General features: G+C 59.8%; 18 protein-coding genes. 5 read left to right on the top strand and 13 right to left on the bottom strand.

Annotated elements, in window-relative coordinates; genetic code table 11:
- The first annotated feature begins 27 nt into the window (after positions 1-27).
- From ACZRMH_RS01040 to trmB, 4 genes are all read left to right on the top strand, one after another.
- Positions 28-399: a DUF423 domain-containing protein gene (locus tag ACZRMH_RS01040; protein ID WP_464011763.1), complete on the top strand. Its 372-nt coding sequence runs from the start codon at positions 28-30 to the stop codon at positions 397-399.
- An 80-nt stretch (positions 400-479) separates the two neighbouring features.
- Positions 480-680, top strand: a complete 201-nt coding sequence (thiS, locus tag ACZRMH_RS01035) for a sulfur carrier protein ThiS (RefSeq protein ID WP_016782550.1) — start codon at positions 480-482, stop codon at positions 678-680.
- Positions 681-739: 59 nt separating this feature from the next.
- Positions 740-1534: a thiazole synthase gene (locus ACZRMH_RS01030; RefSeq protein ID WP_019828053.1), complete on the top strand. Its 795-nt coding sequence runs from the start codon at positions 740-742 to the stop codon at positions 1532-1534.
- 9 nt (positions 1535-1543) lie between these two features.
- The gene (gene trmB, locus ACZRMH_RS01025) at positions 1544-2266 is read left to right on the top strand and encodes a tRNA (guanosine(46)-N7)-methyltransferase TrmB (protein ID WP_464011762.1); all 723 of its coding nucleotides are present in this window, start codon (positions 1544-1546) and stop codon (positions 2264-2266) included.
- Positions 2267-2402: 136 nt separating this feature from the next.
- On the opposite strand, the gene ACZRMH_RS01020 is transcribed toward trmB, so the two are convergent.
- The 11 genes from ACZRMH_RS01020 to ACZRMH_RS00970 form a co-directional block, all read right to left on the bottom strand.
- Positions 2403-2726 (bottom strand): DUF3392 domain-containing protein, encoded by a 324-nt coding sequence (locus ACZRMH_RS01020; RefSeq protein WP_016782547.1) that lies wholly within the window; start codon positions 2724-2726, stop codon positions 2403-2405.
- A gap of 9 nt (positions 2727-2735) precedes the next feature.
- Complete coding sequence (hemW, locus tag ACZRMH_RS01015) at positions 2736-3950, bottom strand: radical SAM family heme chaperone HemW (protein WP_464011761.1); 1215 nt, start codon at positions 3948-3950, stop codon at positions 2736-2738.
- Positions 3947-4543: an RdgB/HAM1 family non-canonical purine NTP pyrophosphatase gene (rdgB, locus tag ACZRMH_RS01010; protein ID WP_464011760.1), complete on the bottom strand. Its 597-nt coding sequence runs from the start codon at positions 4541-4543 to the stop codon at positions 3947-3949. Before rdgB ends, hemW begins: the two co-directional genes overlap by 4 nt.
- Positions 4540-4977, bottom strand: coding sequence for a DUF4426 domain-containing protein (locus tag ACZRMH_RS01005; protein WP_464011759.1), 438 nt, complete (start codon positions 4975-4977; stop codon positions 4540-4542). The genes rdgB and ACZRMH_RS01005 overlap by 4 nt, the downstream gene beginning before the upstream one ends.
- Before the next feature lie 25 nt (positions 4978-5002).
- Entirely contained in the window at positions 5003-5623 is a 621-nt protein-coding gene (gene metW, locus ACZRMH_RS01000; RefSeq protein WP_016782543.1) for a methionine biosynthesis protein MetW, read from the bottom strand.
- A gap of 7 nt (positions 5624-5630) precedes the next feature.
- Positions 5631-6770 carry a homoserine O-succinyltransferase MetX gene (gene metX, locus ACZRMH_RS00995; RefSeq protein ID WP_464011758.1) on the bottom strand — a complete coding sequence of 380 codons (1140 nt, stop codon included), beginning with the start codon at positions 6768-6770 and terminating at the stop codon, positions 5631-5633.
- Positions 6771-6983: 213 nt separating this feature from the next.
- Positions 6984-7283 carry a DUF167 domain-containing protein gene (locus ACZRMH_RS00990; protein ID WP_464011757.1) on the bottom strand — a complete coding sequence of 100 codons (300 nt, stop codon included), beginning with the start codon at positions 7281-7283 and terminating at the stop codon, positions 6984-6986.
- Positions 7283-7870, bottom strand: a complete 588-nt coding sequence (locus ACZRMH_RS00985) for a YggT family protein (protein ID WP_464011756.1) — start codon at positions 7868-7870, stop codon at positions 7283-7285. Before ACZRMH_RS00985 ends, ACZRMH_RS00990 begins: the two co-directional genes overlap by 1 nt.
- 10 nt (positions 7871-7880) lie before the next feature.
- Positions 7881-8699, bottom strand: a complete 819-nt coding sequence (gene proC, locus ACZRMH_RS00980) for a pyrroline-5-carboxylate reductase (protein ID WP_464011755.1) — start codon at positions 8697-8699, stop codon at positions 7881-7883.
- Positions 8700-8732: 33 nt separating this feature from the next.
- Positions 8733-9419, bottom strand: a complete 687-nt coding sequence (locus tag ACZRMH_RS00975; protein WP_464011754.1) for a YggS family pyridoxal phosphate-dependent enzyme — start codon at positions 9417-9419, stop codon at positions 8733-8735.
- A 155-nt stretch (positions 9420-9574) separates the two neighbouring features.
- Positions 9575-10222, bottom strand: coding sequence for a C40 family peptidase (locus ACZRMH_RS00970; RefSeq protein WP_464011753.1), 648 nt, complete (start codon positions 10220-10222; stop codon positions 9575-9577).
- Between the two features lie 252 nt (positions 10223-10474).
- On the opposite strand from ACZRMH_RS00970, the gene ACZRMH_RS00965 reads away from it, so the two are divergent.
- Complete coding sequence (locus ACZRMH_RS00965) at positions 10475-10891, top strand: NINE protein (RefSeq protein WP_464011752.1); 417 nt, start codon at positions 10475-10477, stop codon at positions 10889-10891.
- 398 nt (positions 10892-11289) lie between these two features.
- Here ACZRMH_RS00965 and ACZRMH_RS00960 read toward each other — a convergent pair whose 3' ends face one another.
- Entirely contained in the window at positions 11290-12561 is a 1272-nt protein-coding gene (locus ACZRMH_RS00960) for a dihydroorotase (RefSeq protein WP_464011751.1), read from the bottom strand.
- Positions 12558-13562 carry an aspartate carbamoyltransferase catalytic subunit gene (locus ACZRMH_RS00955; RefSeq protein ID WP_464011750.1) on the bottom strand — a complete coding sequence of 335 codons (1005 nt, stop codon included), beginning with the start codon at positions 13560-13562 and terminating at the stop codon, positions 12558-12560. The genes ACZRMH_RS00960 and ACZRMH_RS00955 overlap by 4 nt, the downstream gene beginning before the upstream one ends.
- Positions 13563-13573 lie beyond the last annotated feature (11 nt).

The following is a 13573-nucleotide window of genomic DNA, read 5'->3' as shown; positions in this document are numbered from 1 at the left end:
TTCCATGATCCTGACTGGAGTTACCCCATGCTGCGCGTTTTCTTGATGCTGGCTGCATTCTTCGGCTTTACCGGTGTTGCCCTGGGTGCTTTCGCCGCCCACGGCCTGAAAGGTCGTTTGACTGAACAGTATCTGGCTATTTTTCATACAGGCGTGACCTACCAATTGGTACATACCCTGGCCCTGTTCGGCGTGGCCCTGCTGGCCACCCACCTTCCCGGACGTCTGGTGACCTGGGCAGGTTTCTGTTTCGCCCTCGGGATCGTGTTGTTCTCCGGCAGCCTGTACTTGCTGACCATGACCGGCATCAGCAAGCTGGGGATCATTACACCCTTCGGTGGTCTGGCCTTTTTAGCCGGCTGGTTGTGTTTGGGACTGGCCGCCTGGCGCCTGAGCTGAGCCTGCAAGATGAATGGCTTGGGTCGGCCTGACTGATCGGGCTAGAATGCTGGCCCCTTAAAATGAAGGCAGCGTCGCGCATGCTCATTCAGTTGAACGGTGAATCCTTTGAACTACCGGACGGCGAAACCGTCGCCGACTTGCTGGCCCGTCAGGAACTGACCGGCCGCAGGGTCGCGGTCGAGCTGAACCTGGACATTGTCCCGCGCAGCCAGCATGCCGAGACGGTACTCAAAGCTGGTGACCAGGTTGAAGTGGTGCACGCCATCGGTGGTGGCTAGGTTTTCGCCCTGCCCATTACGTTCACCCCCGCAGTGCACATAATTAAAGAGGATTCCCGATGAGCAACGTTCGCAGCGACAAGCCTTTTACCCTGGCTGGCCGTACTTACCAGTCGCGCCTGCTGGTGGGCACTGGCAAGTACCGTGACCTTGAAGAAACCCGCCTGGCCATCGAAGCCTCGGGTGCGGAAATCGTCACCGTTGCCGTGCGTCGCACCAACATCGGTCAGAACCCGGGCGAGCCGAACCTGCTCGACGTATTGCCGCCGGATCGCTACACCATCCTGCCCAACACCGCCGGTTGCTATGATGCGGTTGAAGCCGTGCGTACCTGCCGCCTGGCCCGTGAGCTGCTCGACGGCCACAAACTGGTCAAGCTGGAAGTGCTGGCAGACCAGAAAACCCTGTTCCCCAATGTGATCGAGACCCTCAAGGCCGCCGAGATTCTGGTCAAGGACGGTTTTGACGTGATGGTGTACACCAGCGATGACCCGATCATTGCCCGCGAACTGGAAGCCATGGGCTGTATTGCCGTGATGCCACTGGCGGGTCTGATTGGCACCGGTCTGGGGATCTGCAACCCGTACAACCTGCGCATCATCCTTGAAGAAGCAAAAATTCCGGTGCTGGTCGATGCGGGTGTGGGCACTGCCTCCGACGCGACCATCGCCATGGAAATGGGCTGCGAAGCGGTGCTGATGAACTCGGCCATCGCCAATGCCCAGCATCCGATCATCATGGCTGAAGCCATGAAACACGCCATTGTGGCGGGCCGTCTGGCGTATCTGGCCGGGCGCATGCCGAAAAAACTCTATGCCAGCGCCTCTTCGCCGCTGGATGGTCTGATCAAGTAAGAGCCACTGATGACTGAATCACTAGACACCCCAATCCCGGAAGAAGGCGACGATCGCCAACACCGTCGCATCAAGAGTTTTGTGATGCGCGCCGGGCGCATGACCGAAGGCCAGCAACGCGGCCTCGATCAAGGCACGCCGCTGTACGTGCTGCCGCTGGCAGATGCGCCGGTCGATTTCGACCAGGTGTTCGGTCGCTCTGCACCGCGCACCCTGGAAATCGGCTTCGGCATGGGCCACTCCCTGCTGGAAATGGCGGCTGCTTCGCCTGAGCAGGACTTTATCGGGGTGGAGGTTCACCGTCCGGGTGTTGGCGCGCTGCTTAACGGCGTGTTGACCCAGGGCCTGACCAACCTGCGGGTTTACGATTGCGATGCGATCGAAGTACTGACCCGTTGTGTGGCTGACAACAGCCTTGACCGTCTGTTGCTGTTCTTCCCGGACCCATGGCACAAGAGCCGTCACCACAAACGCCGGATCGTGCAAGCGTCCTTCGCCGAACTGGTGCGTTCCAAGCTAAAGGTTGGCGGCGTGCTGCATATGGCGACCGATTGGGAACCGTATGCTGAATACATGCTGGAAGTGATGAACGTCGCGCCGGGCTACCGCAACCTGGCCGAAGACGGCCGGTGTGTACCGCGTCCACCTGAGCGCCCGGTGACCAAGTTCGAACGCCGCGGCGAACGTCTTGGGCATGGCGTGTGGGATTTGAAGTTCGAAAAACTGGCGTAAGCGGTTTTTCTATACCGGAATACGCACAAAACCTGTGGGAGCGGGCTTGCATCGCGATGCAAGCGCCGCGGTGTATCAGCTACATCGCGGTGATGCTATCGCGAGCAAGCCCGCTCCCACACCGGTTGCATGGCCTTCAGCGCCGATCAGCAACCACCCCGATCAACACCAATACCACCAGCAGCACCGGCGCCAGGCTGTAGTTGTTGAACTGGCTCAGTCCGCGCTCAACCCACGGGGTGGCATAGATCAAAGCTGCACCGCTGCCGATCAGGCACAGCAATGCCATCAATGGCACGCGCAAGGCACCGGCAATGCTGCCCAGGCGTTGTTCGACCCAGCCCTTGAAGTCGGCACCAAACAGCACCAGCACACAGCCAATCAACGCCAGAGCAATCTCCGAGAGATGGCTGCGGCTCCAGCGCGATACGTTGGCAAGCAGGTCAAGTACCAAGTCCATTCGAATTCCTTAAGTCAAAAAGTGCTGCAACAAGTCGTTGAGAAACAGCTGGCCTCGGGTAGTAGCCGCCAGTCGTGACGGTTCGACCTGCAACAAGCCACTTTGTTCGGCTGCTTCGCGTCCCGTTTTCAGGCTGTCGAGCGCCAGTCCGGTGCGCTGCGGGTAGAGTACCGAGTCGACCCCATCGGTCAGGCGCAAGGCGTTCATTAGAAACTCAAAAGGCAGTTCTTCGGCTGTAAGGGTTTTCTCGCCTGCTTGAAAGTTTTTGGCTGGATTAAGGTAGTCCTTCGGCAGGCGGGTTTTCCAGGTCCGTATGATCCGGCCATCGGGATGGCTCAGTTTGCCGTGTGCGCCGGCGCCGATGCCGATAAAGTCGCCAAAGCTCCAGTAGTTGAGGTTGTGCCGTGCCGGGCGACCGGGCTGGGCATAAGCCGAAACCTCATACTGGGCGTAGCCGTGCTCGGCGAGCAGCGCCTGACCGGCTTCCTGAATGTCCCACAGGGTGTCGTCCTCAGGCAGCACCGGTGGCTGGTTCCAGAACACCGTGTTGGGCTCCAGCGTCAGCTGATACCACGACAGGTGCGTCGGCTTCAGGGCGATGGCCTGGCGCAGGTCGCTCAGGGCGTCGTCCAGGGACTGATCGGGCAAGCCGTGCATCAGGTCCAGGTTGAAGTTGTCAAAGCCCGCCTGGCGCGCCATCCCGGCCGCACGTATGGCCTCGTCTCCATTGTGGATACGGCCCAGGGCCTGCAGCTTCTCTTGCTGGAAGCTCTGGATACCGATCGACAGGCGATTGATCCCCAGCTTGCGGTAGGCCACGAACTTTTCCTGCTCGAAGGTACCGGGGTTGGCTTCCAGGGTGATTTCGATATCACCGGCAAACGGGATACGTGCTTCCACGCCCTTGAGCAGGCGCCCCAATGCTTGCGCGCTGAACAGGCTCGGCGTACCACCGCCAAAGAAGATCGAACTCAGCTCCCGGCCATAAACTGCGTGCAGATCCTGATCCAGATCGGCCAGCAGTGCGTCGACGTATTCGTCTTCGGGCAGCACCGGGCTTGCAGTGTGGGAGTTGAAGTCGCAATACGGGCATTTGCGCACGCACCACGGAATATGGATATACAGCGACAGGGGGGGCAATTGGCTCAGCGGCGCGCGTGGCGCCTGCTGGGTAAAGCCAGCCGCGCCCAGGTAGAGCGGCTGTGGAGGTGTGTCGTGGGTCATTTCAGGCCCAAACGCTGACGCAGCAGAACCATGGCCCGGGCACGATGGCTCAGCTGGTTTTTCTCCGTCGGGCTCAGCTCGGCGCTGGAGCAATTGCGCTCCGGCACCCAGAACAGCGGGTCATAGCCAAAACCGTGGGCGCCGCTGGCGGTAGGCAGGATGCGCCCGTGCCACAGGCCTTCGCAGATGATCGGCAGCGGGTCGTCGGCATGCCGTACCAATGCCAGTACGCAAACAAACTGTGCGCCGCGTTCGGCCTCGGGCACGTTCTTGAGGGCTTCAAGCAGTTTGGCATTGTTCGCCGCGTCGCCTTTGCCATCGGCATAACGTGCCGAGTAAATACCCGGCGCGCCGCCGAGAAAGTCCACGGCCAGCCCCGAGTCGTCGGCCAGTGCCGGCAAACCCGAGATACGCGCCGCATTGCGGGCTTTGAGAATCGCGTTTTCAACAAACGACAAACCGGTTTCATCCGGCTCGACGCTGCTGAACTCTCCAATCGAGCGCAACTGCACCGACTCGCCGAGCATGGCCTGAAGTTCTTTGAGTTTGCCGGCGTTGTGGCTAGCCAGTACCAGTTGCGTGAGGTTCATCATTCGATTGGAGCGACCATTTGAGAAAATTGGATGGTTTCAGACGTTGCGCCGCCAGCCTTCACATCCACCTTGAAGGTGAAGGTCTGCGGCCCGGCCACCGGGAACTGGGCCAGATAATTGATTTCGCCGTTCCTGCCCACCTGACGGAAAGTCAGCGGCACCGGCTTGGCATCACCGGTCTTGACCGTGCCCTGAACGTTGGCCGCAATGTTCTTGCCGCCCTTGTTCAGGGTGATGTTCAGCACCGCGTTGGTTTTGCTGCGGGTGACTTCAAATTCGTTGGCGATTTCCGGCGTCAGGAAGGTCGACGGGAACGCGTTGTAATACACCGTTGTGTCGCCAAACGTCTGCTGACGTTGAGCAGATGTGCCATCAGCGGCAATAGCCTGCGCGCCAAAACACATCGAAAGCAGTAGTAATCCAATACGACCCATTGTCATTCTCCTTGAACGTGCGGATTCAGACCGCGACTTGATGATCCTGAAGGCCAGGACTGCTGACACGATAAATGCCAATCTCGCCCAACAGGTTAGGCCATATCTTGCTCGCCCACCCGTGTCGATGTTGTTGATCCACGGCAAGGCGGTTGATCACTTGTGCTTCACGCTCGCGACACAGCGCCTCGAAGTCCTCGAAGGTGCAGAAGTGGATGTTCGGCGTGTTGTACCAGGTGTAGGGCAGAAACTCGGATACCGGCATCCGCCCCTTGCTGGCCAGGTACCAGCGGCAGCGCCAGTGACCGAAGTTGGGGAAAGTGATGATGCATTGACGACCCACCCGCAGCATTTCGTCAAGAATGCGGTCGGGGTAATGCACGGCCTGCAGCGCCTGGGTCATGACCACGATATCGAAACTGTTGCTGGCAAAGTTGCCCAGCCCCTTGTCCAGATCCTGCTCGATGACGTTGATGCCCTTGGCGACGCACTCGGCGATATTGTCCGGGTCGTTTTCCAGGCCATAGCCGGTGACTTGCTTGTTGTCGCGCAGCCAGCTCAGCAGTTCGCCATCACCACACCCGAGGTCGAGTACGCGACTGCCGGCGGGGATCCAGTCTTGGATGATTTCCAGGTCGGCTCTCATGGCGTTCTCACAGTTCTATGCGGTTCATGTAGTTGCTGAAGGCTTGCAGGTAGCGCGGGATCGGGATCAGGAAGGCGTCATGGCCTTGCGGAGCGTCGATCTCCAGATAGCACACGTCTTTTTTCGCCGCCATCAGGGCGTCCACCAGCTCCCGCGAACGGGCGGGCGAGAAGCGCCAGTCGGTGGTGAACGACATCACGCAAAAGCGCGCCTTGGCCCCGGCAAAGGTTTTCGCCAGGTCGTCGTCGAAGTTGGCCGCCGGGTCGAAGTAGTCCAGCGCCTTGGTCATCAGCAGGTAAGTGTTGGCGTCGAAGCGCCCGGAGAACTCTTCGCCCTGATAGCGCAGGTAGCTCTCGACCTGAAACTCGACGCTGTGGAAGTCGTAGTTGAGGTTTTCATTCTTCAGGCCACGGCCGAATTTTTCACCCATCGAGTCATCGGACAGGTAGGTGATATGCCCGACCATGCGCGCCAGCATCAAACCGCGCTTGGGGATCACGCCTTTTTCCTGGAACGAACCGCCGTGGAACTCGGGGTCGGTGAGGATGGCCTGGCGGGCGACTTCGTTAAACGCGATATTTTGCGCGGAAAGTTTGGGTGCCGAGGCAATCGCCAGGCAATGGCGCAGGCGCTCCGGGTAGCTGATGCTCCACTGCAGGGCCTGCATGCCGCCCAGGCTGCCACCGATCACGGCGGCCCACTGGTTGATGCCCAGGCGATCAGCCAGGCGTGCCTGGCTGTGGACCCAGTCTTCCACGGTCAACACCGGGAACTCGGCGCCAAACGGGCGGCCGGTTTCGGGGTTGATACTGCTCGGGCCGGTAGAGCCGTTGCAGCCGCCCAGATTGTTCAGGCTGACGACGAAGAACTTGTTGGTGTCGATAGGCTTGCCGGGGCCGATGCAACTGTCCCACCAGCCGGGCTTGCGATCATCGGCGCTGTGATAGCCCGCCGCATGATGGTGCCCTGACAGCGCGTGACAGATCAGCACGGCGTTGCTGGCCGAGGCATTGAGCTGGCCATAGGTTTCGTAAATCAGGTCATAGGCAGGCAGTGAGCGACCGCAGGCTAACGCCAGGGGCTCGTTGAAGTGTGCTGTTTGCGGCACAACCAGACCAACGGAATCGGGGGGAAAGGCAGCTGGCATCGACCCTGCTCTCATTTAAATGAGGCGTAAGTCTAATGAGCGGGGGGCGCAGCAGCAAGGACAAGAAATTCCGTAGCAGCTGCCGTAGGAACGAGGCTGCGTTCGGCGGCGAAGCCGTCGTAATTTCAGGCAATGCGGTGTGTCAGTTAAAAAGGATACTCTGGTTTTACGATCGCTTCGCAATCGAACGCAGTCTCGTTCCTTCGGCAGCTGCTACGAACGCGTGGGCCTGGCCAGCCCCGGCAAATCCGGCAGTTTTTTCGGTGCATGCAAACGCACGCGTTTCTGCCGGTTCAGTTCGCCGCTGACCAGGCTCACCTGGCTTTTGGCAATGCCGAACGCCTTGGCCAGAAAGGCCATCAGGTGGGCGTTGGCCTTGCCTTCTACCGGAGGGGCGGTGAGGCGGATTTTCAGACGGTCACCGTGCAGGCCGGCGAACTCGTCGCTGCTGGCCTTGGGTTGCAGGTGGCAGTCGAGAATCAGATCCTCGCCGTCCCAACGGTAGTAGCTCATCAGATCAGGCCGAACAGGATGACCGGCATGCCGACGTACATAGCCAAAGGTGGAATCACGAAGCTCTGGATCAGCTGGATGACCATAAACGCCAGGATCGGCGAGATATCCAGGCCGCCCATGCTCGGCAGAAAGCGGCGGAACGGTGCCAGGGCCGGCTCGGTGATCTGGTTGACCAGTTCAGCACCAGGGCTGGTGCTGCCCGGAGCTACCCACGACAGGATCACGCTGATGATCAAGGCAAAGAAGAACACCTTCAAAAACAGCGCGGTTACACCAATGATTGCCCAAAGCAGCAGGCCAAACACGTTGAACGACATGTAGCTGAGCGTCATCACCACGGCGAAAATCACCATCTGCACGACGATCGCCAGTACCAGCGACGACATGTCCAGGCCGAACAGGCTGGGGATCACCCGGCGCAAAGGCTTGAGTAGCGGCTGGGTGGCCTTGACCGTGAACTGGCACAGCGGGTTGTAGAAGTTGGCTCGTACCAGTTGCAGGATAAACCGCAACAGAACGATCAGCAGGTAGAGGCTACCCAGGGTTTGAATGACAAAAATGGCTGCGCCATTGAGTCCTGACATCATGTACTCCTTATTGACCCAGTTGTTCGGCCATTTCGGCCGAGCGGTGCGCGGCGGCACTCAATGCTTTTTCGACCGTGGCGGCAAAGCCGTTGGCCTGGAATGATTTGATTGCAGCTTCGGTGGTCCCGGCTGGCGAAGTTACGCGGCGGCGCAGTTCGGCGGCGTCGACATCGCTGCTCACGGCCATATGCGCGGCGCCAAGGGCAGTCTGTTCGGCAAGCTGCTTGGCCACTTCGCGGGGCAGGCCGAGTTTGACGCCGGCGTCGGTCATCGCCTCGATCAGCAGGAAGAAGTACGCCGGGCCGCTGCCGGACACTGCGGTCACGGCATCGATCTGCGCTTCGCTATCAACCCACACGGCAATGCCCACGGCACTGAGCAGTTGCTCGGCCAGTTGGCGCTGTTCGGCGCTGACTTCGGCGGTGGCGTACAGGCCGCTCACGCCCTTGCCCAGCAATGCCGGGGTATTGGGCATGCAACGTACCAGCGGCTGGTTGCCCAGCCAGTTGAGCAGGCTGGCGCAGGTAATGCCGGCGGCAATGGAGACCAGCAGTTGATGCGGCAACAGGTGCGGGCGCAGGTCCTGGCACACGGCCTTCATGGCCTGTGGCTTGACCGCGATCACGATCACGTCGGCGTCTTGAATGGCTTGCGCGTTATCGGCAAACAGCTCGATACCGTGTTCGGCAGCCACTTTGGCCCGAGTCTCGGCACCCGGATCGCTGGCGCGGATCTGTGCAGCATCCAGGCCCTTGGCCAGCAGGCCGCCGATCAGGCTGGAAGCCATGTTGCCGGCGCCGATAAAGGCAATACGCGTTTTGCTCATAACCGATCCTTATAAAAAATAAGAGAGGCCCTTTCAGGCCTGACCATAGTCGCGGGCGCCAAATAATGCAGTGCCAATACGCACCCAGGTGGCACCTTGGGCAATAGCTGACTCCAGGTCGTGGCTCATGCCCATTGAAAGTGTATCGAGGCCCATGTTCAGGCTCTCTTGCAGTGTGCGTACCCTCGCAAACGCAGCGTCCTGTTCGGCGCGGTCTTCTGTCGGTTCCGGAATGGCCATCAAACCGCGCAATTTCAAGTGCGGCAGGGCGCTGATAGCAGCCGCCAGCGCAGGCAAGTCGGCCGGGGCACAGCCTGACTTGCTGGCTTCACCACTGACATTGACCTGGATGCAGATATTCAGCGGCGGCAGCTCTGCCGGGCGTTGTTCTGACAAACGCTGGGCAATTTTCAGCCGGTCCACGGAATGCACCCAGGCAAAATGCTCGGCGATATCGCGTGTCTTGTTCGATTGAATGGGGCCGATGAAGTGCCAACACAAGGGCAGGTCAGCTAATTCGACCTGTTTGGCGCGGGCCTCCTGCAGGTAGTTCTCGCCAAAGTCGCGGACCCCGGCAGCATAGGCCTCACGCAGCGCAGCGGCTGGTTTGGTCTTGCTGACAGCAAGTAAATGAATGCTCGTTACATCACGTTGCACAGCCAGTGCTGCGGCACGGATACGAGCCTCAACCTGGGCAATGTTACCTGCTATCGTGGACATTCGTTTAAGCCTGCCGTTGTGAAAGTCTGCGGCATTCTACTGGAATTGGGAGGGGGGATGGATATCGCCGACCTGTTGGCGGGCGAGGGATCATTGAAGTGCTGGGGGGCGGGGGTTGAGGGAGCTGGCAGCTCCCTCACAATCAAGATCTGTATTTAGCGTTGCACAACCTGCAGTGCGCCTTTCTCTTTAGGCAGTACACGCTTGGCGACTACATAGTGGCTCTGCCAGTAAGGCTTTTTCAGGGTGTCGATGGTTACCGACTTGCCGCGACGCGGGGCGTGGATAAAGCGGTCATTGCCCAGGTAGATGGCTACGTGGTTGACCTTGCGGCTCTTGATGTTGAAAAACAGCAAGTCGCCAGGCTTCAAGTCCTTGCGCTCGACCTTTTGCCCATGACCGCTGGCCATTTCGCTGGAGGTCCGCGGCAAATCAACGGCGGCAACGTCATTAAAGGCATATTTGACCAGCCCGCTGCAGTCGAACCCTTTACTTGGGCTGCTGCCGCCCCAACGATAAGGGGTACCCAACACGTTTACAGCGCGGCTCAGGACCGTGCTGCTCTGCTTGTTGGCGGCGGCCAGGGAAGCGGTCGCCATTTTGCCCGGGGCCTTGCGCTGGGCTTTACTGCTCGCAGGGCGTGCTACGGTCTTGCTGGTAGAGGCAACATAAGTGGCACCCGCAGATGATTTTGCGGTGTAGCCCGTGAAGCCTGAAGGAAGATGTTGCTCACGATTGGTGGCGTGGGCGGCCAGTGGCAATAATAGGCAAATGGTTAGCCATGTCTTGAATATAGGACGCATTCGGCAGGGCTCAATGGTTATAAACGCGAAACTTTATAACAGCTTTTTTGTCCTTTCTCAGGCCATTTGTCAGATGGACTGTAGGGTCAAATTTCGCAAAGGTGATGGCAAATTGTCGCATGGCGAGGGTGCAGGTCAGGCCCTACAAGGCTTTGCGCCAATTCCTGTAAGACACTTTTACCTTTTGCACGACAGTAAAAAAGTCACAAAAAACTTCACAATATTTTTCTATCAGTAGCAAAGAGGGCATTTATGAGCGGCTATCGAGACGATGTGCGGCGCGATACTCACAGCAAAGTGCTGGGTTACTTGCTGTGGATTTTTGGTTTTCTGGGAGCGCACCGCTTCTATTACGGCAAGCCGGTGACCGGGACGATCTGGTTTTTCACCTTGGGCTTGTTGGGTATTGGCTGGTTGATCGACCTGTTCCTGATCCCGAGCATGGATCGTGAGGCTGACTTGCGTTTCACCGCAGGTGACACCGACTACAGCGTGGCCTGGATTCTGCTGACGTTTCTAGGGTTGTTCGGTGTGCATCGCATGTACATGGGCAAATGGATCACTGGGATCATTTACCTGTTCACCGGTGGTTTGTTCCTGATCGGTGTTCTTTATGACTTCTGGACCTTGAATACGCAGGTCTCGATCAAGAACGCCGAGCGGCGGTAAGCCTCATGCTTGCGGTTTCACCATCTGTGGGAGGCTTGCCTGTGATGCAGGCGCTGCGTGTCAGGCGAACCGCAGTGATGCCATCGCGAGCAGGCTCGCTCCCACATAATGATCCCGGCAAGGCCCGAACTTTGTGAGCACCGCAAAACCTGTGGGAGCAGGCTGCCTGTGATGCAGGCGCTGCGGTCTGTCAGGCGAACCGCAGTGATGCCATCGCGGGCAAGCCCGCTCCCACATAATGATCCCGGCAAGGGCCGAATTTTGTGAGCACCGCAAAACCTGTGGGAGCAGGCTTGCCTGCGATGCAAACAGCGGGGTGTATCTGAAGAACCGCAGCGCCAGCATCGCGGGCAAGCCCGGCTCCCACAGGTTTTGTGCAAGCCGGGCGTCAGCAGCTATTAGCCTTCGTAACTGATCCGGCCATCCACCAGCGTGTAACGCACGGCACTCGGCAGGCAATGGCCGAGGAACGGGCAGTTGTCGCCTTTGGAATGCCATTTCTCGCCAACCAGAGTCGAAGCTGCCAGGTCAAACAGCACCAGATCCGCCGCCGAACCCACCGCCAGCTTGCCCGCTGGCAGGCGCAGTGCCTGGGCCGGGCCTGCGCTCAGACGCGAAAGCAAGGTCGGCAAGTCGAGCAAGCCGTCTTCCACCAGAGTCATCGCCAACGGTAGCAATATTTCAACACTGCTCATGCCCGGCTCGGTTGCGCCGAACGGTGCCAGCTTGGCGTCGCGTTCGTGGGGCTGGTGATGGCTGGATATGGCTTGCACCACTCCAGACTTCACCGCCTCGCGCAGGCCGTCGCGGTCGGCACGGGTGCGCAGCGGCGGCTGCACGTGGTAAACGCTGGAAAAATCCACCAGCGCTTCGTCAGTCAGGATCAGCTGATACAACGCCACATCCGCAGTGACTTTCAGGCCGCGAGCCTGGGCCTGAGCAATCAGGGCCACACCACGGGCACTGGTCAACTGGCTGAAGTGTGCGCGCACGCCGCTTTGCTCAACCAGCAGCAGGTCGCGGGCCAGGGCCACGGTTTCGGCGGTTTCCGGAATACCCGGCAAACCACGGAATGCAGCCATCGCGCCGTCGTGGGCAATGCCGCCTTCAGCCAGATCACGATCCTGAGAGTGGAAAATCACCGTCAGGTCGAAGGTGGCCGCGTATTCCAGCGCCCGGCACAGGGTACGGGTGTTGGTGAAGCTGTTGAGGCCATTGCCAAACGCCACACAGCCGGCATCGCGCAAGGCAATCAGCTCAGCCAGTTGCTCGCCGTCCAGACCTTTGCTCAGCGCCCCGATCGGGTACACCTTGCAGTTGCCGGCTTCGCGGGCACGGTCAAGGATCAGCTCGGCGACGGCCGACGTGTCCAATACCGGTTTGGTCTGCGGCGGGCAGCACAGGCTGGTGACGCCACCGGCTGCAGCGGCGCGGGTTTCGCTGGCAATGGTGCCTTTACGGCTGTAACCCGGCTCGCGCAGGGCAACGTTCAGGTCAACCAGGCCGGGAGCGGCCACCAGGCCTTTGGCCTCGATGGTTTGTGTCGGGGTAAAACCGGCTGGTGCTGCACCGATGGCAATGATCTTGCCAGCTTCCAGATGCAGGTCAGTCACTTGATCCAGCTGGCTGGTCGGATCAATTACACGGGCGCCGAGAATGCTGAGCTTCACTGGGCGTTCTCCTGTTCGAATTGGCGCTGGGCGGTTTGCCCGCTCATGGTCATGGACAACACCGCCATGCGTACGGCAATGCCGTAAGTCACCTGGTTGAGGATCACCGAGTGCGGGCCGTCGGCCACGGCGGATTCAATCTCGACGCCGCGGTTGATCGGGCCCGGGTGCATCACGATGCAATCAGGCTTGGCACCGGCCAGACGCGCAGTGGTAAGGCCGAACAGGCGGTAGAACTCACCTTCGCTCGGCAGCAGGCCACCGGACATGCGCTCGCGCTGCAGGCGCAGCATGATCACCACGTCGACGTCTTTGAGGCCTTCGGCCATGTCGGTGTAGACCTTCACGCCGTATTGCTCGATACCGATCGGCAGCAGGGTTTTCGGCGCGATGACGCGGATGTCCTTACAGCCCAGGGTCTTGAGGGCGATCATGTTCGAGCGCGCTACCCGCGAGTGCAGGATGTCGCCGACGATGGCCACCGACAGGTTCTCAAAACCGCCCTTGTGCCGACGGATGGTGAGCATGTCGAGCATGCCCTGGGTCGGGTGGGCGTGACGGCCGTCGCCGCCGTTGATGATCGCCACCTGCGGGCACACGTGCTCAGCAATAAAGTGCGCGGCACCGGAGTCACCGTGGCGTACCACGAACATGTCGGCGGCCATGGCTTCAAGGTTGCGCAGGGTGTCGAGCAGGGTTTCACCCTTGCTCGCCGACGAGGTGGACACATTGAGTGTGATCACGTCGGCAGACAGGCGCTGGGCTGCCATTTCAAAGGTGGTGCGGGTGCGGGTGGAGTTCTCGAAGAACACGTTGCACACGGTCTTGCCGCGCAGCAACGGGACTTTCTTCACCGCCCGGGCACCGACTTCGAGGAACGAGTCGGCAGTATCGAGGATTTCAGTCAGCAGCTCACGGGGCAAACCGTCAAGCGACAGAAAGTGGCGCAGCTGGCCCTGATCATTGAGCTGCAGCGGGCGCTTGGCGTCTGTAGGCGTCATCGCAATGGTCT

Source organism: Pseudomonas sp. B414 (assembly GCF_055408445.1).
Note: the sequence above shows the minus strand (reverse complement) of the source record. Positions and strands in the feature narration are given on the sequence as shown.

Bases quoted from the DNA above. Each gene is read 5' to 3' on its own strand.
- thiS (WP_016782550.1), top strand. From the start codon at position 480: ATGCTCATTCAGTTGAACGGTGAATCCTTTGAACTACCGGACGGCGAA.
- ACZRMH_RS01020 (WP_016782547.1), bottom strand. From the start codon at position 2,726: ATGGACTTGGTACTTGACCTGCTTGCCAACGTATCGCGCTGGAGCCGC.
- ACZRMH_RS01005 (WP_464011759.1), bottom strand. From the start codon at position 4,977: ATGGGTCGTATTGGATTACTACTGCTTTCGATGTGTTTTGGCGCGCAG.
- proC (WP_464011755.1), bottom strand. From the start codon at position 8,699: ATGAGCAAAACGCGTATTGCCTTTATCGGCGCCGGCAACATGGCTTCC.
- hemW (WP_464011761.1), bottom strand. From the start codon at position 3,950: ATGACCCACGACACACCTCCACAGCCGCTCTACCTGGGCGCGGCTGGC.
- ACZRMH_RS00985 (WP_464011756.1), bottom strand. From the start codon at position 7,870: ATGTCAGGACTCAATGGCGCAGCCATTTTTGTCATTCAAACCCTGGGT.
- ACZRMH_RS00975 (WP_464011754.1), bottom strand. From the start codon at position 9,419: ATGTCCACGATAGCAGGTAACATTGCCCAGGTTGAGGCTCGTATCCGT.
- ACZRMH_RS00955 (WP_464011750.1), bottom strand. From the start codon at position 13,562: ATGACGCCTACAGACGCCAAGCGCCCGCTGCAGCTCAATGATCAGGGC.
- ACZRMH_RS00970 (WP_464011753.1), bottom strand. From the start codon at position 10,222: ATGCGTCCTATATTCAAGACATGGCTAACCATTTGCCTATTATTGCCA.
- ACZRMH_RS01030 (WP_019828053.1), top strand. From the start codon at position 740: ATGAGCAACGTTCGCAGCGACAAGCCTTTTACCCTGGCTGGCCGTACT.
- trmB (WP_464011762.1), top strand. From the start codon at position 1,544: ATGACTGAATCACTAGACACCCCAATCCCGGAAGAAGGCGACGATCGC.
- metW (WP_016782543.1), bottom strand. From the start codon at position 5,623: ATGAGAGCCGACCTGGAAATCATCCAAGACTGGATCCCCGCCGGCAGT.
- ACZRMH_RS00965 (WP_464011752.1), top strand. From the start codon at position 10,475: ATGAGCGGCTATCGAGACGATGTGCGGCGCGATACTCACAGCAAAGTG.
- ACZRMH_RS01040 (WP_464011763.1), top strand. From the start codon at position 28: ATGCTGCGCGTTTTCTTGATGCTGGCTGCATTCTTCGGCTTTACCGGT.
- rdgB (WP_464011760.1), bottom strand. From the start codon at position 4,543: ATGATGAACCTCACGCAACTGGTACTGGCTAGCCACAACGCCGGCAAA.
- ACZRMH_RS00990 (WP_464011757.1), bottom strand. From the start codon at position 7,283: ATGAGCTACTACCGTTGGGACGGCGAGGATCTGATTCTCGACTGCCAC.
- metX (WP_464011758.1), bottom strand. From the start codon at position 6,770: ATGCCAGCTGCCTTTCCCCCCGATTCCGTTGGTCTGGTTGTGCCGCAA.